This window comes from Pseudomonas sp. KH_024_B2 (assembly GCF_057839965.1).
Genome location: NZ_CM174502.1, coordinates 707,501 through 728,237, shown reverse-complemented (window position 1 = coordinate 728,237; position 20,737 = coordinate 707,501). Strand labels below are relative to the sequence as shown.

The following is a 20,737-nucleotide window of genomic DNA, read 5'->3' as shown; positions in this document are numbered from 1 at the left end:
CTCGATCAGCGCAAGTGAATGGTGGTGTTCACGCCATCGTTCACGCTGTCATCGTCGAACCAGCGACTGGTGACCGTCTTGGTCTGAGTGTAGAACTGAACCACTTGTTTGCCGTACGGGCCGAGGTCACCGAGCTTGGAACCACGCGAACCGGTAAAGCTGAAGAACGGAACCGGCACTGGAATCGGGATGTTGATCCCGACCTGGCCGACATCGATCTCGTTCTGGAATTTACGTGCGGCAGCGCCGCTCTGGGTGAACAGACCGGTGCCGTTGCCGAACGGGTTGCTGTTGACCAGAGCGATGGCCTGATCAAGGGTATCGACTTCCATTACCACCAGCACCGGGCCGAAGATTTCCTGGGTGTAGATCTGCATCTCGGGGGTCACGCCGGAGAACAGGGTCGGGCCAATGAAGTTGCCCTGCTCGAAACCCGGAACCTTGATATCGCGGCCATCGAGTTCCAGCTTCGCGCCTTCCTTGATGCCGCTTTCGATCAGGCCCAGAACGCGCTCCTTGGCCTTTTTGGAAATCACCGGGCCGACATCGGTGCCCGGCTCGCTGCCGGCATTCACTTTGAGTTTCTGCGCCAGCGCCTTGAGGTCCGGCAGCCATTGCTTGGCCGCGCCCACCATCACCACCACCGAGGTGGCCATGCAACGCTGACCCGCCGCACCGAAACCGGCACCGACCAAGGCGTTGAGGGCTTGTTCGCGGTTGGCATCGGGCAGCACCACCGCGTGGTTCTTCGCGCCCATCATCGATTGCACGCGCTTGCCGTGTTTGCCGGCCAGATCGTAGACATGAGTACCGACCGCCGTCGAACCGACGAACGACACGGCTTTGATGTCCTTGTGGGTGCACAGTGCATCTACCACCTCCTTGCCGCCGTGCACCACGTTGAGCACGCCCGGTGGAACCCCGGCCTCGATTGCCAGTTCCACCAGCAGCATGGTCGACATCGGGTCCTGCTCGGAAGGCTTGAGGACGAAGGTGTTGCCGCAGGCGATAGCCATCGGGAACATCCACAGCGGAATCATCGCCGGGAAGTTGAACGGGGTAATCCCGGCACACACACCGATTGGCTGACGCAGGGTGTAGGTGTCGACGCCACCGGCGACGTTCTCGGCGAACTCGCCCATCTGCAGGCTGCCGATGGAGCACGCGTGCTCGACCACTTCCAGACCGCGGAAAATGTCACCTTCGGCATCGGCGATGGTCTTGCCCTGCTCGGCGCTAAGGACTACCGCAATACGTTTGGAGTGTTCACGAATCAACGCCTGAAGCTTGAGCATGATGCGCATCCGCGCGCCAATCGGCGTCAGCTTCCAGGTCTGGAAGGCGCGATGGGCGGCGCTGATGGCGGCATCGACTTCAGCGGCGGTAGCGAACGGGACCTTGGCCAGCACTTGCTGGGTGGCCGGGTTGACGATGTCGTGCCACTCGGTGGTCTGCGACTCGACCCATTCGCCGTCGATCAGCAATTTGACCCGTTGCAGCGTGGTGTCGGTCGGCGTAAGCGATACGTTCATGATGGTCTCCGGGCTTCTTGTTATTGAAGAGAGTGGTGATGCAGAGAGCCAAGGCGTGATGTCGCCTTGAGATGAAGCGTGTTTGGTTGTCGGACTGTTTTTGGAGTATAGATGTGCAAACTTCTAATAAAAACGCACATAAAAGCCGGTCCAACATGCAAAAAAACATCACGTCTTTAAGCTCATTGAACTGGGACGACCTCAAGTTTTTCCTCGAGGTCGCCCGTACACGCAAGGCCAGCACCGCCGCCAAGCGCCTGGCAGTGGACTACACCACCGTGTCGCGGCGCATCAGTTCGCTGGAAGGTGCGCTGGGGACTCTGCTGTTTGAAAAATCGCGGACCAACGGCTTCGTTCTGACCGCCGAAGGTCAGCGCTTGCTGGGCTATGCCGAGTCGATCGAAAGCACCCTGCACATGGCCTGTGAGCAGGTTTCGGGCTCCGGCGTGGCGCTGTCGGGTCATGTGCGCATGGGCTGCACCGAAGGGTTCGGCAGTTTCTTTATCACCCCGCAGCTGAGCCACTTCGTCGACACCTACCCGGCGATCTCGGTGGATATCCTGCCGCTGCCGCACTTCATCAGCCTGTCCAAGCGCGAGGCGGACATCGTCATCGCTCTGGAACGCCCGGAACACGGCCCGTACGTGTGCTGCAAACTCTGCGACTACCGTTTGCAGCTGTACGCGACCCAGGATTATCTCGACCAACACCCACCGATCCACCGCCCGGCAGACTTGGGCAAACACCAGTTCATCAGTTATGTCGACGATCTGGCATTCAGCTCGGAGCTGCTTTACCTGGCCAACGTGTTGCCCGGCGCCAGCGCCAATCTGCGCAGCACCAGCGTGATCGCCCAGTACGTCGCCGCGCAGCAGGGGCGCTCGCTGGCGATCCTGCCGTGCTTTCTTGCCGCACAGGATCCGCGCCTGCTGCCAGTGCTGCCGGAAGAAATCAACATCACCCGGCAATTCTGGATGTACTGCCGGGAGGATCTGCGCAAGCTCAAGCGGATCACTCTGTTGTGGGATTACATCCGCAGTGTGACCGAGCAGAATCAGCGTTTATTGATGGGGGAAACCCGCTCGATGCTGTTCGCGGACTAGCCCGCGCTCACCACAATCGACACTCGGCGGTTTTCGGTGTGGATTCAGCTCCTGGTTTGAACATGGGCCACAGGGTGCTCCGACCCCGCGGTGTACTGCCCGCCTTTGGAAAAGCGTTTGGCCTGGTACATCGCCGCATCGGCGGCATCGAGCAGGGCGCCTGGGGTAGTGCCATGATCGGGATAGATGGCAATCCCGATACTGAGTGAAGTCAGGACCGAGGTACTGCCCGGCAACTGGATCGGCAGGTCCATGCTGGCAATGATCTTCTCGGCAATGCGCTCGGCATCCTCGTGCTCGTGCAGGGGCGTCAGCAGGATGGCGAACTTGTCACCGCCCAGACGCGCGACCAGGTCATCTTCGCGCAACTGCGCTCTGACCCGGGTCGCGACGGCAACCAGAACCGCATCACCGGCCGCGTGGCCAAAACTATCGTTGATGCCCTTGAACCGGTCACTGTCGAGAAACAACACCGCGACCCGCTCATCGAGTTTGGTCGCACTGCGCAACGCGCGGATCAGCCGGCCTTCGAAAAACGCCCGGTTTGGCAGGCCGGTGAGGCTGTCATGACTGGCCTGGTGGACCAACGTCTCGTTTTCGCTTTGCAGGTGCGTCTGCCAGGCTTCCATTTCATCGAGCAAGGCATTGAAGTCGTTACCCAGATTGTCCAGCTCGGCAATCTCGGCCGGCGGCACACGCCGATCGAAGGCTCGCTCGCTACGCGCGGCGTGGGCCACGCTGGCCAGACTGCGCAGCGGGCCAGTGATTCCTCGAAGCTGACGTCGTGCCAGAGACAGGGCAACCCAGGCACTCACAGCCGTGCACAACACAATGCCGGCCAGACCACGGAGCAGAAAACGCAACAGGCTACCGCCGTGACCAGTGAGCAGAATGCTGCCGACTTCCTGACCTTGATGGAGGATCGGCAGGGTGATCGGTTTTTCCAGAAAGACCCGGGCAATCTGCATTTCCAACTCGGAGAGCAACCCGGTTTCCGGTCGCTGCCAACGCGCCAGCATCCGCCCGTTCGCGCCGAAAACCTGGGCGTCTGCCACCTCTTCCATGGAGGCGATCAACGCCAGAGCTTCAGTCGCCGCGACCTTGTCGTCAAACACCACTGCTGCTTCCACGGTGTAGTTGATCGAGCGGGCAATCAGATGCAGGTTGTGATCGGCATAGACGCGCAAGGCCAGGGCACCGAGCAGGGTCAAGGAAATGCTGGCCAGGGCCACCACTACCAACGCGACGATCCAATGCCCGCGGCCGATGACCGAGTGCAGTGTGGGATGACTGTGCTGGCGCAAGAGCTTCATGGGACCGGCGCTTCCGGTTGGGCGAAAGGGAGAGAGGTCAACAGACAGAGGATGGTGGACAGCAGTAATTGCTTCCAGCCAAAAATGCGCTTTGTCGTCGAGACGGCCACGTCCATGCAGGGATTCTCTTCAATCGTCAGGGCGGTGCGGAAACGGTAGCACAGCCGGTGAAACCTTCACGAAACAGCGCTCATCGATAGGTGCCTAATTGTTTAGAGAAACATGAAGTAACGATTTGAGCTTTCCTATTCTTCCCTGCGTCGCTTCCTGCCTACCATCGGTGCCAGCGTGACCTGTGGCCCAAGCGGCCCTAATAACAATAAAAATTGACAACGATGCAGTGAGAACGGATCCCCAGAGATCCGGCTCATGAAAACCTTTTACTACTGCCATAACAGCCCGACTCGGTCATGTACCGCCGTCGAGCCTTGAGTAGTTGAAGGAATCGTGGAGGTTCACCGATGAAACTGGAAATATTCCGTACCCTCTGGGGCTATACCGCGAGCAAGGCTCAGGCACTCGATGAGTTACTGCAAGCCGGCTTCGACGGCATGGAGGCCCGCCTGCCGCTGCAAGCCCGCGAGCGAGCCGAGTTCGGCGCCTTTCTACGGGCCAATCGACTGGGGTACATCAGCACGGTTTTTACCGCCTATGACGTGTTGCCGGACCAATCCGCGCCGCCCGCCGAACACCTCCTTGACCTGGACAAAAAACTCGCCTGGGCCGCCGAGCTCAATCCTCGCTTCGTCAATGTTCTGGCCGGCAATGACCGCTGGCCAATGGCGCAGCAGGTAGAGTTCTTCGGCCAGGCCATGACGCTGGCACGCAAACACGGGCAAGTCTGCAGCTTCGAAACCCACCGTTCGCGCTCACTGTTCAATCCCTGGCTGACCCTTGAGCTGATCCGGCAACTGCCCGACTTGCTGTTCACCAGCGATATCAGCCATTGGGTCGTCACTTGCGAGCGCTTGTTGAATGACCCGGCGGATGACCTCAGCGCCTTCGTCGAGCGCGTGCACCATATCCAGGCCCGGGTCGGTTATGACCAGGGCCCGCAGGTTCCCCATCCCGCCGCGCCGGAATACGCCCGGGAACTGGCCTTCCATCAACAGCACTGGGAAGCCATTTGGCGCTCCCAACAAGCTCGCGGCTATCAGGTCAGCACCCTGACGCCAGAGTTCGGCGCCGACGGCTATTTGCATCACCTGCCCTTCACCAATGTGCCGGTCGCCGATTTGTGGTCGCTGAATATCTGGATGGCCAGGACCGAGCGCGAACACTTCGATCGCTTCAACCACTCAACCTTCCAGTGAGGTTTTTGCGTTATGCCCGAGCAGATCAATAACAGCGCGGCCCAAGCCAACTTCAACAGCATTCCGGTGGTGGATATCGCCGGTCTGTTCAGCATCGAACGGGAGCATCGCCTGGCCGTCGCCGAGCAGTTGGGCGCGGCCGCCAGTGACGTCGGCTTTCTCTACATCACCAGCCACGGCATCGAGCCGCAGCTGATCGCCAATTTGCGCCAGGCGGCAAAGGATTATTTCGCACAGCCCTTCGACACCAAGATGCAGCACTACATCGGCACCTCGAAGACCCATAAAGGTTTTGTCCCGGAAGGCGAAGAGGTTTACGCCAAGGGCAAACCGGATCACAAGGAAGCCTTCGATATCGGCTTCGAAGTTCCGGCAAACGACCCGCTGGTACTGGCCAACACCCCGCTGCTCGGGCCGAACGAATGGCCAGTGCTGCCAGGGTTCAAGGAAGCGGTACAGGCCTACTACGCGGCGATCTTCGCCCTCGGTCGACGACTGTTCGGTGGCTTCGCCCTGGCATTGGGCCTGGAGGAAGACTATTTCGACAGCATGGTCACCCGACCGCCCTCGAAGCTGCGGCTGATCCACTACCCCTTCGACGACAGGGTCCAGGATGCACCCGGCATCGGTGCGCACACCGACTATGAGTGCTTCACCATTTTGCTGGCAGACAAACCGGGTCTGGAGGTGATGAACAACCTCGGCCAATGGATCGATGCGCCGCCCATTCCGGACGCTTTCGTGGTGAACATCGGCGACATGCTCGAAGTCATGACCGCGGGCACGTTCGTGGCTACCGCTCACCGTGTGCGCGCAGTGAGTGAAGAGCGCTACTCCTTCCCGTTGTTCTACGCCTGCGACTTCCACACCCAGATCAAGCCACTACCGAGCTTTGCCAAAGCCGGGCACGAATATGAACAAATCGCCATCGGTGAACACATGTATGGCCAGGCTTTGCAGACTTACCAATACCTGCGCAAGCGGGTCGAAACCGGCGAAATCCGGCTTCCAGAAAAGGCCCGCAAGCCATCGAGCTTCGGACATTTGAAAAACCAGGCGCAGCCTTCCTGAAACCCTGTCGTCGGCCACTACGTTCCTACCTTGGAGTCTTTGAACATGCTCACTAACAACACCGCATCGCGCCTGACCCTGCTCGCCGCCGGCCTGCTCTGCGCCACCGCCAGCCTGGCCAACACCGCCACACCGGGCCAGTTGAAGATCGGCATGGAAATCACCTACCCGCCCTTCGAGTCCTACGATGCCGAGAAAAACGTCGTCGGCTCCGACCCGGAGCTCGGTCATGCCCTGGCCAAACACCTGCAAGCGAAGGCAGAGTTCGTCGACACCAAATTCCCCAGTCTGATCCTCGGCCTGAATGCCGGGCGTTATGACGCAATCATCTCCGGCATGTACATCACCCCGGAGCGCCAGACTCAGGCCATGACCATTGCCTACGCGAAAACCGGCGCAGCGATCATGACACCGAAAGACAGCGGTCTGAATCCGCAAACCCCGGAAGACCTCTGCGGCCTGAAAGTCGGACTGGAACAGGGCACCACCTGGGTCAGCCAGTTGCAAAAGCTCTCGAGCGAATACTGCGTGCCGAACAACAAGGGTGCGATCAGTGTCAGCGAATACCCGTCAGCTCCGGAAGTGACCCAGGCATTGCTCTCGAAAAACATCCAGGCCCAGGTGGAAATCGCCGGCGCGGCGAAGCTGATCGCCGAACGCACCAATGGTCGTGTGGTGGTGACGACCAAACACCTGATCTATCAGCAGACCCTCGGCATCTTCGTCAAGAAAGGCAACGACGCCACCTATCAGGCACTGCTGGAAGCCTTCGCGCAAAGCAAGAAGAGCGGTGAATACGCGGCGATCCTGAGCAAGTACAACCTGGAACCAGTGGCTGACTGAAGAGCCTCGCGGGCAATCCCGTCCCCACAGCCTGTGGGAGTACGGTTTGCCCGCGATCGAGTCGGGTCGCGTATGGATGCAGCGCTCATCATGATTTCAGCGACATAAAGCGGTTCGAGGTATTTATGCAATTCGATTGGTCCTACTTCTTTTCCCTGTTCTCGGTTCCGAGCTTCTGGCATGCCTGCGTCACGGTGATTGAACTCAGCGCGCTGGCCTGGTTCATCGGCATGCTGCTGGGCTTCTTGCTGGCGTCGGCCAAACTGTCCAGCGCCGCCTGGATCAGGACACCGGCGGCGGTTTATATCTGGTTTTTCCGCAGCATTCCGCTGCTGGTGCTGGTGGTCTTCGTCTACAACCTGCCACAGCTCTTCCCGGTCACCGGCTCCGTGCTTTCCAACCCGTTCTATTCCGGGCTGTTCGCTTTGGTGGTGACTGAAGCGGCGTACATGGCGGAAATCCATCGCGGCGGCCTGATCTCGGTCGCCAAGGGTCAGAAAGAAGCCGGACGTGCCTTGGGTATCGGGCTACTCGGATTGCAACGGCTGATCGTGATTCCCCAGGCCTTTCGTATTTCTTTGCCAACGCTGATCAACGAATACATCACCGTGGTGAAACTGACGTCGCTGATCTCGGTGATTTCCCTGACCGAACTGCTCACCGAGGGCCAGCGTCTCTACGCCCAGAACTTCCTGGTGATGGAAACCCTGGCCGCGGTGGCGGTGTATTACGTGCTGATCGTCAGCGTGTTCGGCTGGCTGTTGCAGCGCCTGGAACACTCGCTGGACTTGAACCAGCGCAAGCCGAAAACCCTCGACGACAACGCCGTGGCTGAACTCAAGTCGCTCATCTCGTCGCAGGTCACTCAGACTCGCACGCAAACCAACTCCGCAGCGGACTCGATCCTGCACTTGCAGGACATTCATAAAAGTTACGGCGACCATGAGGTGCTCAAGGGCATCGACCTGAAGATCAACAGCGGCCAGGTGGTTTCCATCATCGGTCCTTCCGGGTCGGGCAAGACGTCGTTGATTCGGACCATCAACGGTCTTGAGAGCATTGATCAAGGCGAGATCATGCTGTTCGGCGAAAGCTTCATCAACGCCAGCAACAACCTCAACAGCGCGAAGATCCGTCAAGGTGTCCGGCACATCGGAATGGTCTTCCAGAGCTTCAACCTGTTTCCCCATCGCTGCATTCTCGACAACATCACCCTGGCACCACGCTTCCACGGCCGCGCCAAACCCTTGAGTGAACAACGCGCCTATGCGCTGCTGGATAAAGTCGGCTTGCTGGCCCACGCGCACAAATACCCGCATCAGCTTTCCGGCGGCCAGCAGCAACGGGTAGCGATTGCCCGAGCCTTGGCCATGGAGCCACAGATCATGCTGTTCGACGAACCGACTTCAGCCCTCGATCCGGAGCTGGTAGGCGACGTATTGAACGTGATCCGCGATTTGGCGAAGGAAGGCATGACCATGCTGATCGTGACCCACGAGATGGACTTCGCGATGTCGATTTCCGATCGGGTCATTTTCATGGAAGGCGGGCATATTCAACTGGATGCAAGCCCGCACGCCATACGCAATGAGCGGGCCGGGGAGCGGGTCCGACGCTTTATGGGTCTGCCCTCTCACGCCGAAAGACCAATGGCGGCGGTGGTGTAGAAGATAGAGTCGAAGACCCACCTTGTGGCGAGGGAGCTTGCTCCCGCTCGGCTGCGCAGCAGTCGTAAAACCGGCACCTGCGTTCTATCTGAGTACTCGCGGTGACTGATTTTAGGGCCGCTGCGCGCCCCAGCGGGAGCAAGCTCCCTCGCCACAAGGTAATGCGCCCGCCCCCAATATCACCCCAGTTCCAGCATCAACCCGCTCAAGCGTTTGACCTTGCGCCGCACCGCCTCTTCGAACACGCCGGGCCTTGGTTCGATCAGGCTGAACCAGTCCTTGGCCCGGGTAATCCCGGTGTAGATCAGCTCCTTGGTCAGCACCGGGTTCAGGGCATCCGGAAGGATCAATGCGGTATGGGCGAATTCAGAACCCTGGGATTTGTGCACGGTCATGGCGTACACGGTTTCCACGTCATTGAGCCGGCTGGGCAACACAAAGCGCACCCCGCCCTGACCATCGTTGCGCGGGAACGCCACGCGCAGTACCTGGCGAGCCTGCGGGTCGTCGCGTTCCGGCAGTTTCAGGGCGATGCCGATGTCGCCGTTCATCAAGCCCAGGCCGTAATCGTTGCGGGTCATCAGCACCGGACGACCTTCGTACCATTGCTGATCGCTGTCGATCAGCCGGGCCTTGAGCAGCGCGCTGGTGATGCGTAGATTCAAGCCCTCGACACCCCAAGGGCCCTTGCGCACCGCACAGAGCAACTGGAACGCATCGAAAGCTTGCAATACGTCGCGCGCCCATTCGGTCCAGCGTGGATCCTCGAGCGCGGTGTCGACTGCCGGGCGCTGACGGCGCAGAAGGCTCAAATAATGCCGATAACCCAGCGGGCCGTCGCCGTGCCCTTCCAGCAATAGTCGCTCCAGAGCGTGGTCCTGCTCCCCCTTGAGCGCCAGCGAAAACAAATCGGCATGGGTGCGAACGGCCAGCAGTTTGCGCGCCTCGTCGGCCTGCTGCTGATTGACCCAACGAGCCAGCTGGCCGATACCGCTGCCCTCACCGAAGCGCCGCGAGTGGCGCAACATCACCACTTGCTGGGCCAAGGGGTGAACGCCCTCGGTGTCTTCATGCAAGCCACTGGCACTCAGCTGTTCACCGCTGATCGCCTCCAGCCAGTCACGAGTCTGCGGGCTGTACCAACCGGCCTCGGCATCGCGGCACAAATCACCGAGTACCGCACCGGCCTCCACCGAGGCCAGCTGGTCCTTGTCGCCAAGCAATACCAGCCGGGCATGGACCGGCAAGGCATCGAGCAGGTTGGCCATCATCTCCAGGTCGATCATCGAGGCTTCGTCGACCACCAACACATCCAGCGGCAAACGATTACCCGCGTGGTGACGGAAGTGACGGGTGCCCGGTCGGCTGCCAAGCAAGCGGTGCACGGTGGTGACTTCGGAGGGGATCTTGTCCCGCACGTTGTCAGCCACTGCCAGCGTTCGGACCTGTTGGCTGATGGATTCGGTCAGTCGTGCGGCGGCCTTGCCGGTCGGTGCCGCGAGACGGATTCTCAATGGTTTGCCGGACTCCACGGCCGGCGCCTGCAACAGCGCCAGCAGACGCACCACGGTGGTGGTCTTGCCGGTACCCGGTCCGCCGGTGACGATGCTGAAGGCACCGCGAGTAGCCAGCGCGCAGGCGAGCTTCTGCCAATCGATCGGCGCCCCGCTCTTCGCCACACCGAACAAACCACTCAAGCGTTCGGACAGATCATCGGGCGTTACTTCGTGGGCCGCGAGCCGCTGGCGCAGTGCGTTATCGATGCGCCGTTCGTAAGTCCAGTAACGCCGCAAGTACAAACGCTTGCCGGACAACACCAACGGCCGCTGCAGCGCGTCGTGACTGTCATCGACGGCCAGCGCCACCAATCGGCTGGACGCCAGCACTTTGCACCAGTGCGCGCCGTCCAGCGCTTCGAGCAGTTGCGAAGGCAACAGCATGGAACCGCTCTGCACATCCCCTTCCGGCGGCAGCGACAACGCGAAGTCCGGCTCCTTGAGGGTCTCGAACAGATCCAGGCAAACGTGGCCGTGACCCAGTTGATGACTGGTCAACGCCGCCGCCAGCAACACCAGCGGGTCGCCCTGGGGTTCCAGTTCGTGAAGGAAGGCGACAAAGGCCTTGTCCAGCGCCCTCAGCCAACTGCGTTCAACCCAGCGTTCCAGCAACAGCAGCAGGTCTTCGGCTCGACTCAGCGGTGCCAGATCGGCCAGGCTTTCAGCGGCCAAAGACCTCGGCAACAGGTCGGCAAAGGAACGATTCATAGCAATACTCCCTGTTCCCAGGCAGGCTCGGCCTTGGGTTGTTCCGCTTTGCCCTGGAACAGCCGATCCAGACGCTCGATCAACTCCCGCGGCGGACGGGTGAAATACACACCTTGGCTCGCTGCCTGAGTACCGCGTAAAAACAGATACAGCGCCCCGCCCATGTGCCGGTCGTAATCGTAATCGGCGAGCCGTGCCTTGAGTTGGCGATGCAGGGCTAGCAGGTACAACACGTATTGCAGGTCATAGCGGTTGTCGAGAATCGACTGTTCCATCGCCTGCTCGGTGTAGGCAAGGTCATCGACGCCCAGCCAGTTGGATTTGTAGTCAGCGACGTAATAGCGCCCCTGGTGTTCGAACGTCAGGTCGATAAAGCCCTTGAACATGCCATTGAGCAACACCGGCTCAGCCGCCACCCGGGCAACACCGTTGTGGGTATGTTGGCGCACCAGTTCATCGAGTTTCAGCACATCGACTTTATGGCTGGCGAACCAGAATTCCATCTCGACCCGGTGCTGGCTCAGCTGCTCGAATACCACCGGCGGCTGCCCTGCGCCGATACGCAGTGGTGCTTGCAGCAGATGCAGCAACCAGTCGCTCAACGTGCCGATCCAGCCTTCCCAGCCACGACGGTTGCAGCGCCTGGCGATGGCGTCTTCGACGCTTTGCCGATCGGCAGTAAAACCTTCGTTACCGGCCCACTCCAGCAGGCCGTGGAGAAAGGTCCCCGGGTTCGGTCCACGGGGGAAACGGTGGATATCGCCACCGCTGGCGAGCATTTCTCGAGGTGCGTCAGGGTCGAGTCGCTCATCGTCAAAAAGCTTTTGCGCCTGCGGGCTTTCCGGCGCTTCGTCGCTGCCGGCGCTCATGCTCTCGCCGATGCGCAAGGCGCTGTAAGAGGCAATCCACCAGTTCTCGGCCGCCTTGCGCTTGGGAAGCAGCGGCGCGAGCAGGATCGCTTCGTTGCGCGGCGGGTTGAATCGGGTCTCGCAGGCTTCGGGCATTTCGCTGCAGTTCAGCGCCTCGCAGCCGTGCTGCAGATCTTCCAGCCAGCGGCTCAGACCGGCCGACTCAGTCAAAGGCAGGCCGCCACCCAGCAGATAACCCAACGCCGAGAGGTGCAGGACCGAACCGTTGTTATTGCCGCGCTTGAGATCGGTGACACCCAACCAGCAGGCATGTTGCGCGCGGGTCAGCGCCACGTAGAGCAACCGCAGGTCTTCCGCCAGACGCTCGTCATCGGCCTGGGCGATCAGCTCGGCAGTGGGCTTCAACGATACTTGCGCCTTGCCCGCTGCGTCGTGGTAATGCAGCGGCAGGCGACTGCCATCCACCGGTTTTGCCGAGCAGATGAACGGCAGGAACACCAGCGGGTATTCCAGGCCTTTGGACTTGTGGATGGTCACCACTTTGACCAGTTGCTCATCACTTTCCAGCCGCAGAATCTGTTCTTCACCGGCCTGACCGGACAACGCCAGATGCTCGGCCAAATGCCGGATCAAGGCTTGCTCGCCATCCAGTTCGGCGGCGGCTTGTTGCAACAACTCGGACAGGTGCAGCAGATTGGTCAACACCCGCTCGCCATCGCTGCGAGCAATCAACGCCTGAGGCAACTGGAAGTCATGCAGCAGACGGCGCAGCATCGGCAACACACCCTGGCTGCGCCAGATCAGCCGATAACCGCGGAACTGCATGACCCGCGCCTCCCAGGCCAGTTCGTCCTGATTCAAGCGTTCCAGTTCAGCCAGCGGCAGGTTCAGCGTGATACAGGCCAGCGCGGCACGTAACGGCCGCTCGACATCCGGTTCGGCACAAGCCTTCAGCCAGGCCAACAGGTCATGGGCTTCTTGAGCGGCGAACACCGAATCCTTGTCCGACAGGTAAACGCTGCGCACCCCTCGGGCGGACAGCTCACCGCGCACCGCCTGGGCCTCTTTGCCGTCGCGCACCAGAATCGCGATATCGGCCGGCAGCAGGCCACGCAAATCCTTGTCGCCTCGAACGAATCCTGCGCGGCCCTGCTGACCGCCATTGAGCAGCGCGACGATTTCACTGGCGCAGGCGGCGGCCAGTTGTTGCCGGTAAACCACGCCGGACAGCGGCTGCTCAGTGGACAACTGCCAGATATTCAGCGCAGGCACCGACCGACCATCGACCTGCAAAACTTCTTTGCGGCCCGAAGAAGCTACGGGCAGAAAGGGTACCGGGTTCTCGCCAGTCTTTTCCCGGAACAGAAACGCACCACGCCCAAGCTCACGGGACTCGGCGCGCTCGAACACGTGGTTCACCGCGCTGACCATTCCATGGCTGGAACGGAAGTTGGTGCCCAGGGTATGCAGTCGTCCACTGGTGGCCTGACGCGCGCGCAAATAGGTGTAAATATCGGCACCACGGAAGGCGTAGATCGCCTGCTTAGGGTCGCCGATCAGGAACAGACCGCTTTCGGGATTGTTGTCTTCGATGCAGTAAATACTTTCGAAGATCCGGTACTGCACCGGGTCGGTGTCCTGGAATTCGTCAATCAACGCGACCGGGAATTGCTCGCGAATCAAGGTCGCCAGACGCTCGCCACCGTCAGCTTGCAGCGCCGCGTCGAGCCGCAGCAGCATGTCGTCGAAACCCATCTCGGCGCGGCGACGCTTTTCTTCTTCGAAGCGCGTCCCCACCCACCGGGCAGCATGTTGCAGGACCGCGGCATCCGGGGTTGGCAAGGCATCCAGACTGGCTTTCAGGCCGGGCATGGCGTCCAGTCCCGGATGGCTCGGTGCCTGGCCTTTCCAGGCTTCGGCCATGCCGTCCGGTGTCAGACGACTGAAGCCAGTACCGATATCCAGCTGCTCCTGAGAATCGTCTTCGGCCCAGGCGCTGATTTTTTCGAACCAGGGCTCGAAGTAACGCGCCTGCATCTTGCGTCCATCGACGGTTTTGTCAGCGACCGCTTGCAGGCAGATATCCCGCAACTCGGCCGCCCATCGCAGCCATGGCGTCTTCAGTTGCAGCAGCGCCTTGCGCCGCTCTTGCAGGCAGGCGTCGATCAGTTCGGCCGGCTCTTTTCCATCATCAAGGCCTCGTTCACTGGCGAACAAGGCTCGCACTCGCGGCAACAAGGCGGCCGGGCCACCCCAATTAGTCCGAACCCAGCTCAGCGCATCGCCCTGCATCGGGTAGCAAAACAGCCGCCAGTAATCGCGCAGCACTTCACCGAGCAAATCGCTGTGGTCGGTTTCAAGGGTCTGGGTAAACAGGCTGCCGCTGTCGAAGGCGTGCTCGCGCAACATCCGCTGACACCAACTGTGGATCGTCGAAACGGCCGCTTCGTCCATCCATTGCGCGGCGATATCCAGCCGATTGGCGCAAGCCGACCATTGCTCAGGGCTGTACTGCTCGCGCAACTCGGCGATCAGGTCATCCGGTGCCGGCGTTTCGTCACGGAAGAACCGCGCAGCTTCGGCTAGACGGGTGCGGATACGCTCACGCAGTTCTTTGGTCGCCGCGTCGGTAAAGGTCACCACCAGAATCTGCGGCGGCAGCAACTCGCGGCCAAAACCGCTGGCCTCGCCGCCGTGACCGAGCACCAACCGTAGGTAGAGTGCCGAGATGGTGAAGGTCTTGCCGGTCCCGGCGCTGGCTTCGATCAGTTGGCTGCCGCGCAGGGGGAAAGCCAGCGCCAGAGGTGTCTTCGTCGTCATGGGCGAGCCTCCTCGTTGGCCAATGATCGCCACGGAGCCTCAAGCAGTGGGCGATAAAGAGCGTCGCACCAATCGGCGAAGGTTTCGTCGGCGACGAGTGCGTTGTAATCAGGGAATTGCCGGGCCAATGCCGGACTCTCGCGACGTTCACCGTCGCTGGTCTGACCGTCGCCTTCATAGGCTTTACGCGCGGCCGCTTCGGCTTTGACCATATCGTTCTGACCCAGCCAGGCGAAGGCGGTCTTCACCGCAACCGGCAATGGCTGACGCATGCCGGTTTGCCGGGCCTGCAACAGATCGCCCAAGGCTTGAAGAGCTGCGCTCTGCGTTATGGGAGCCAGCAGCAAAGTGTCGTCACTGGCCACCAGCGCCGTGGTCATCGATAACCCGCTCCCGCAAGCCGCCAGATGATTGACCCACGGCCGGGTCAGTCGATGCCATTTGCGGGTCTTGATCGAACCAATGCTGTTGGGAATCGTAGTCACGGACAACAATCCACCATCGCTGCGCTGATGCAGACCACTGAGCCAGCCTTCGAGGCTGATACCGTGCTGCTCAAGACTCACCGGCAAGGCGCTGTTGAGTGGTGTTGGCCATAGAGCCAACAACTGCTGATAACGCAGGAGCAAGTCCGGCAGCGGCTCGATCAACTCCTGCTGCAAGCGCTCACCAAAACCGGCCATGGGCAATAGACCGCTGCCCTGCAGGCGTTTAGCTTGAGCCGCCAGGGCCTGGTCGGCTTGATCCGGATGGACAAGGGCCGCTTCGAGCAGACTGTCGCTCAGGCTGTAGCGCTGTAGCGCATCGAGGACAAAGGGCTCCTCATCCGCCAAAGGTGCCTCGGCGGCCTCGAAAAACACTTTGAGCCGTTGACTGAAGAAATGTCGCACCGGGTTTCGCAGAAAGTCCTGCAACTGACTCAGGCTCAGCGGCTCTTCCTGAATGTAGGGCGCTAGCGCTGCAAGCTCGGCGGCTTTTTCGTGAGTCTGGTGCAGCAACTGCCACTCACGGGCATAACTGAACAACTCGTCGCCTTCATGGAAATAGCGTGCGCTGAAGGGTTGCAGTGGATGCTCCTGGGTCATTGCCTCAAGAAGCGATTCATCGTCATTCGCCAGTCGCCAACCGCTGGCCAGATGATCGCGCAACTGGCCGATCAATACCGACGCCGGACGCTCGCTGTTGTCGCGAATGCTGCGGCCGACCCAACTGATGTAGAGCTGATCGCGTGCCGAGAGCAAGGCTTCGAGCAGCAGATAACGGTCGTCCTCACGTCGCGAACGGTCGCCGGGACGGTAATCACTGCCCATCAGGTCGAAGTCCAGCGGCGGTTGCGCGCGCGGATAGTCACCGTCATTCATGCCAAGCAGGCAGACCAGTTTGAAAGGAATGGCGCGCATCGGCATCAAGGTGCAGAAGTTCACCGCACCAGCCAGAAAGCGTTGCGACAAGCGGCCCTGATCGAGACCCGCCAGCCAAGCCTCGCGGACTACGGTCAGCGGTAATTCATCCTGCAAGCCTACCGACTCGCAGGTTTCCAGCCAGCTCTCGCGCAACTCTTCGAGCTGGGCCAGGAGGTAGTCGTCATGCTCATTACTGGCCAGGAAGAACAGCTGCACCAATGCTTGCAAGCGTTCACCCCAGTTTTTCGGCGATGCGGGCTGTGTGAGCTCTCGGTGGGCGATCTGCAATGCATCGAGCAATGCCACCAATGGACCGATCAACGCCGCGTCCAGACCACCGATTTCATCATAGGGTTCAATGCCGTCACAGGCAGCGCCACTGCCTACGGCATAACCGAGCAGCATCCGCCGTAGGCCGAAACGCCAACTGTTCTGCTCCAAAGCATCCGGCAGACCCAGTCCGGCCCGCTGCTCAGCGTTCATGCCCCAGCGAATACCGGCGCCTTCAATCCAGCGATGCAAGGTTGGCAGGTCGCGTTCTTCCACGCCGAATCGAGCACGCAAGGCCGGAACATCCAGCAGATCGAGAATCTCGCTGACCGGGAAACGACTGTCAGGCAGTTTGAGCAGATGTTCCACGGCGATCAGCAGTGGATCGCGGCCACGCTGACCCTGGTCAGCCAGCGTGAAGGGAACGAAGCGCCGGTCATCTCGCTCTAGTTGACCGAATACGGCACGGATATGCGGTGCATAACTGTCGATATCAGGGACCATCACAATCACATCGCGAGGGCGTAATTGTGGATCGGCGCTGAAGCGCGAGAGCAATTGGTCGTGAAGGATTTCTACCTCACGCTGAGCGCTGTGGGCGATGTGAAAACGGATCGACGGGTCTTGGGCAAGATCAACGGCGGGCCAGAGTTCGCGGGTTTCATTCAGGGGACGCAGCTCGAGAATGTCGTCCTGCAACTGGTTGAGCATATTCTGCGGCTGGCTTTCGCTGAACAGATCGATCCGCCCATCACGAAAGGCCGAGCGGTAGCTGTTGGGATCGTCATAGCTGTCGAGCAGATTGATGTAGTCACGACCCTGTTTGCCCCAGGCCGCCAGCAACGGATGCGCGTGTTGATGCAGGGTTTGCGGATCGAGCGCCACGGGCATTCCGGCCTTGCGCGCCTGACGCTTGTATTGGTGCCGTAACAGGTCTTTATCGGCGACGATGTCCGCCCAATGGTGACGACATGGGTTGTGCACGCAGAGCAGAACCTGACTGAAACGCGCCAATCCGGCGAGCGCTTCCAGGGCCTGGGCCGGCAACGAAGAAATGCCGAAAACGATCACTCGGGAGGGTAATCCTTTTGGAGCCGTCTCCAGGCTGTTGATTCGCTCAATGAAACGTTGATGAACTCCGGCACGACTTTGCGCCATGCCTTGCTCACCCACATCCAGCAGCAACGCGCGCCACAACTCCGCCTGCCAGCAATTTGCGGACGTCAGCGCCTTGGCTTCGCCTCGGCCATTGCGCAGTTGATGACGAGCTGCCGCCCAGTCTTCCAGCCAGTCAGCTCGATAGACCTGATATTGGTCGAACAGATCCGCCAGGCGCTCGGCCAATTGATAGCGTTTACGCAGATCAGTGTCATGGGTGAGGAAGCGTTGCAGCGGTTCGAAGTGCGGCTGATCAATCAGCTCGGGCAACAAGCGCATCAAGCGCCAGGTCAGCGGGGCTTTATCCAGCAGGGATTTGGCCGGGATTTCATCACGACCCAAAACCATACGATAGAGCTGCCACATAAAGCTGCCGGGCAACTGCACATCGATGGCGGCGGCTATTCCGCAGCCGCCCATATCGTCATCTTCCGGGTCTTCAGCCAATGCGAGCTTCAGCCATTGGGCAATACCGTTGCTCTGCACCAGGGCGATTTCATTTTCCAGGGGGGCAAGTGGATAGCGCCGCATCCAGCTGACTACAAGACTACGCAACTCGTCCAGACGGTTACCGTGAACCACCATAAAACCAGCACTGAGGGACGTCGCGTCCGGCATAAAGGCTTCCTTGGAAAATGCAAAAGCTAGGGCCGAACCTTAGCATTGTCGGACGGCTGTAGGAGCGTCGACAGGCTGCCCTTACAAAATCGCGCGCAAAAACAAAACCCCTACCTGCATACGCAGATAGGGGTTTCGGAAGTTAATCTTGACGATGACCTACTCTCACATGGGGAAACCCCACACTACCATCGGCGATGCATCGTTTCACTGCTGAGTTCGGGATGGGATCAGGTGGTTCCAATGCTCTATGGTCGTCAAGAAATTCGGTAGCCGGCTCGTTTACTCAGTTGAGTTCACGCTCCAGCGAATGGGTATGCGATAGATTTGTGTGTTGCGAACTTTCGACTGTTGCGTCTTCACACACCGCAATCTGGCGCCCTTTCGGATCAGCAAATTGCTTGGGTGTTATATGGTCAAGCCTCACGGGCAATTAGTATTGGTTAGCTCAACGCCTCACAGCGCTTACACACCCAACCTATCAACGTCGTAGTCTTCGACGGCCCTTCAGGGGACTCAAGGTCCCAGTGAGATCTCATCTTGAGGCTAGTTTCCCGCTTAGATGCTTTCAGCGGTTATCTATTCCGAACATAGCTACCCGGCAATGCCACTGGCGTGACAACCGGAACACCAGAGGTTCGTCCACTCCGGTCCTCTCGTACTAGGAGCAGCCCCTCTCAAATCTCAAACGTCCACGGCAGATAGGGACCGAACTGTCTCACGACGTTCTAAACCCAGCTCGCGTACCACTTTAAATGGCGAACAGCCATACCCTTGGGACCGGCTTCAGCCCCAGGATGTGATGAGCCGACATCGAGGTGCCAAACACCGCCGTCGATATGAACTCTTGGGCGGTATCAGCCTGTTATCCCCGGAGTACCTTTTATCCGTTGAGCGATGGCCCTTCCATACAGAACCACCGGATCACTAAGACCTACTTTCGTACCTGCTCGACGTGTCTGTCTCGCAGTCAAGCGCGCTTTTGCCTTTATACTCTACGACCGATTTCCGACCGGTCTGAGCGCACCTTCGTACTCCTCCGTTACTCTTTAGGAGGAGACCGCCCCAGTCAAACTACCCACCATACACTGTCCTCGATCCGGATAACGGACCTGAGTTAGAACCTCAAAGTTGCCAGGGTGGTATTTCAAGGTTGGCTCCACGCGAACTGGCGTCCACGCTTCAAAGCCTCCCACCTATCCTACACAAGCAAATTCAAAGTCCAGTGCAAAGCTATAGTAAAGGTTCACGGGGTCTTTCCGTCTAGCCGCGGATACACTGCATCTTCACAGCGATTTCAATTTCACTGAGTCTCGGGTGGAGACAGCGCCGCCATCGTTACGCCATTCGTGCAGGTCGGAACTTACCCGACAAGGAATTTCGCTACCTTAGGACCGTTATAGTTACGGCCGCCGTTTACCGGGGCTTCGATCAAGAGCTTCGCGTTAGCTAACCCCATCAATTAACCTTCCGGCACCGGGCAGGCGTCACACCCTATACGTCCACTTTCGTGTTTGCAGAGTGCTGTGTTTTTAATAAACAGTCGCAGCGGCCTGGTATCTTCGACCGGCATGAGCTTACGGAGCAAGTCCTTCACCCTCACCGGCGCACCTTCTCCCGAAGTTACGGTGCCATTTTGCCTAGTTCCTTCACCCGAGTTCTCTCAAGCGCCTTGGTATTCTCTACCCAACCACCTGTGTCGGTTTGGGGTACGGTTCCTGGTTACCTGAAGCTTAGAAGCTTTTCTTGGAAGCATGGCATCAACCACTTCGTGTACCAAAGGTACACTCGTCATCAGCTCTCGGCCTTAAGATCCCGGATTTACCTAAGATCTCAGCCTACCACCTTAAACTTGGACAACCAACGCCAAGCTGGCCTAGCCTTCTCCGTCCCTCCATCGCAATAACCAGAAGTACAGGAATATTAACCTGTTTTCCATCGACTACGCTTTTCAGCCTCGCCTTAGGGACCGACTAACCCTGCGTCGATTAACGTTGCGCAGGAAACCTTGGTCTTTCGGCGTGGGTGTTTTTCACACCCATTATCGTTACTCATGTCAGCATTCGCACTTCTGATACCTCCAGCAAGCTTCTCAACTCACCTTCACAGGCTTACAGAACGCTCCTCTACCGCATCACCTAAGTGATACCCGTAGCTTCGGTGTATGGTTTGAGCCCCGTTACATCTTCCGCGCAGGCCGACTCGACTAGTGAGCTATTACGCTTTCTTTAAAGGGTGGCTGCTTCTAAGCCAACCTCCTAGCTGTCTAAGCCTTCCCACATCGTTTCCCACTTAACCATAACTTTGGGACCTTAGCTGACGGTCTGGGTTGTTTCCCTTTTCACGACGGACGTTAGCACCCGCCGTGTGTCTCCCATGCTCGGCACTTGTAGGTATTCGGAGTTTGCATCGGTTTGGTAAGTCGGGATGACCCCCTAGCCGAAACAGTGCTCTACCCCCTACAGTGATACATGAGGCGCTACCTAAATAGCT

General features: G+C 59.4%; 10 protein-coding genes and 2 rRNA genes (1 of these 12 only partly in view). 5 read left to right on the top strand and 7 right to left on the bottom strand.

What is annotated here, in order from left to right:
* Window positions 1-5: 5 nt before the first annotated feature.
* A complete protein-coding gene (locus tag AC3I0A_RS03315; protein WP_489376226.1) occupies window positions 6-1,532 on the bottom strand; it encodes a CoA-acylating methylmalonate-semialdehyde dehydrogenase in 1,527 nt (508 codons plus the stop codon).
* 155 nt (window positions 1,533-1,687) lie between these two features.
* Here AC3I0A_RS03315 and AC3I0A_RS03310 point away from each other — a divergent pair, with 155 nt between their 5' ends.
* Window positions 1,688-2,635, top strand: a complete 948-nt coding sequence (locus AC3I0A_RS03310; protein WP_489376225.1) for a LysR family transcriptional regulator — start codon at window positions 1,688-1,690, stop codon at window positions 2,633-2,635.
* Window positions 2,636-2,679: 44 nt separating this feature from the next.
* On the opposite strand, the gene dgcN is transcribed toward AC3I0A_RS03310, so the two are convergent.
* Window positions 2,680-3,948 carry a diguanylate cyclase DgcN/YfiN gene (gene dgcN / locus AC3I0A_RS03305; protein WP_489376224.1) on the bottom strand — a complete coding sequence of 423 codons (1,269 nt, stop codon included), beginning with the start codon at window positions 3,946-3,948 and terminating at the stop codon, window positions 2,680-2,682.
* A gap of 461 nt (window positions 3,949-4,409) precedes the next feature.
* Between dgcN and AC3I0A_RS03300 the strand changes: the two genes are divergently transcribed.
* From AC3I0A_RS03300 to AC3I0A_RS03285, 4 genes are all read left to right on the top strand, one after another.
* A complete protein-coding gene (locus AC3I0A_RS03300) occupies window positions 4,410-5,261 on the top strand; it encodes a sugar phosphate isomerase/epimerase family protein (protein ID WP_489376223.1) in 852 nt (283 codons plus the stop codon).
* Between the two features lie 12 nt (window positions 5,262-5,273).
* A complete protein-coding gene (locus AC3I0A_RS03295) occupies window positions 5,274-6,332 on the top strand; it encodes an isopenicillin N synthase family dioxygenase (protein ID WP_489376222.1) in 1,059 nt (352 codons plus the stop codon).
* 45 nt (window positions 6,333-6,377) lie between these two features.
* Window positions 6,378-7,175, top strand: a complete 798-nt coding sequence (locus AC3I0A_RS03290; RefSeq protein WP_489376221.1) for an ABC transporter substrate-binding protein — start codon at window positions 6,378-6,380, stop codon at window positions 7,173-7,175.
* 125 nt (window positions 7,176-7,300) lie between these two features.
* Complete coding sequence (locus tag AC3I0A_RS03285) at window positions 7,301-8,842, top strand: amino acid ABC transporter permease/ATP-binding protein (RefSeq protein ID WP_489376220.1); 1,542 nt, start codon at window positions 7,301-7,303, stop codon at window positions 8,840-8,842.
* A 179-nt stretch (window positions 8,843-9,021) separates the two neighbouring features.
* On the opposite strand, the gene recD is transcribed toward AC3I0A_RS03285, so the two are convergent.
* From recD to AC3I0A_RS03260, 5 genes are all read right to left on the bottom strand, one after another.
* Window positions 9,022-11,106 (bottom strand): exodeoxyribonuclease V subunit alpha, encoded by a 2,085-nt coding sequence (gene recD / locus AC3I0A_RS03280; protein WP_489376219.1) that lies wholly within the window; start codon window positions 11,104-11,106, stop codon window positions 9,022-9,024.
* Window positions 11,103-14,795, bottom strand: a complete 3,693-nt coding sequence (gene recB / locus AC3I0A_RS03275; protein WP_489376218.1) for an exodeoxyribonuclease V subunit beta — start codon at window positions 14,793-14,795, stop codon at window positions 11,103-11,105. Before recB ends, recD begins: the two co-directional genes overlap by 4 nt.
* Window positions 14,792-18,244, bottom strand: coding sequence for an exodeoxyribonuclease V subunit gamma (gene recC / locus AC3I0A_RS03270; protein ID WP_489376217.1), 3,453 nt, complete (start codon window positions 18,242-18,244; stop codon window positions 14,792-14,794). The genes recB and recC overlap by 4 nt, the downstream gene beginning before the upstream one ends.
* Window positions 18,245-18,390: 146 nt before the next feature.
* Window positions 18,391-18,506: ribosomal RNA gene (gene rrf, locus AC3I0A_RS03265) — 5S ribosomal RNA — on the bottom strand.
* 150 nt (window positions 18,507-18,656) lie between these two features.
* A 23S ribosomal RNA gene (locus AC3I0A_RS03260) occupies window positions 18,657-20,737 on the bottom strand (it continues 811 nt past the right edge of the window).

Coding starts and splice junctions, on each gene's coding strand:
- AC3I0A_RS03290 (WP_489376221.1), top strand. CDS start 6,378: ATGCTCACTAACAACACCGCATCGCGCCTGACCCTGCTCGCCGCCGGC.
- AC3I0A_RS03315 (WP_489376226.1), bottom strand. CDS start 1,532: ATGAACGTATCGCTTACGCCGACCGACACCACGCTGCAACGGGTCAAA.
- dgcN (WP_489376224.1), bottom strand. CDS start 3,948: ATGAAGCTCTTGCGCCAGCACAGTCATCCCACACTGCACTCGGTCATC.
- AC3I0A_RS03310 (WP_489376225.1), top strand. CDS start 1,688: ATGCAAAAAAACATCACGTCTTTAAGCTCATTGAACTGGGACGACCTC.
- AC3I0A_RS03300 (WP_489376223.1), top strand. CDS start 4,410: ATGAAACTGGAAATATTCCGTACCCTCTGGGGCTATACCGCGAGCAAG.
- AC3I0A_RS03295 (WP_489376222.1), top strand. CDS start 5,274: ATGCCCGAGCAGATCAATAACAGCGCGGCCCAAGCCAACTTCAACAGC.
- recD (WP_489376219.1), bottom strand. CDS start 11,106: ATGAATCGTTCCTTTGCCGACCTGTTGCCGAGGTCTTTGGCCGCTGAA.
- recB (WP_489376218.1), bottom strand. CDS start 14,795: ATGACGACGAAGACACCTCTGGCGCTGGCTTTCCCCCTGCGCGGCAGC.
- AC3I0A_RS03285 (WP_489376220.1), top strand. CDS start 7,301: ATGCAATTCGATTGGTCCTACTTCTTTTCCCTGTTCTCGGTTCCGAGC.
- recC (WP_489376217.1), bottom strand. CDS start 18,244: ATGCCGGACGCGACGTCCCTCAGTGCTGGTTTTATGGTGGTTCACGGT.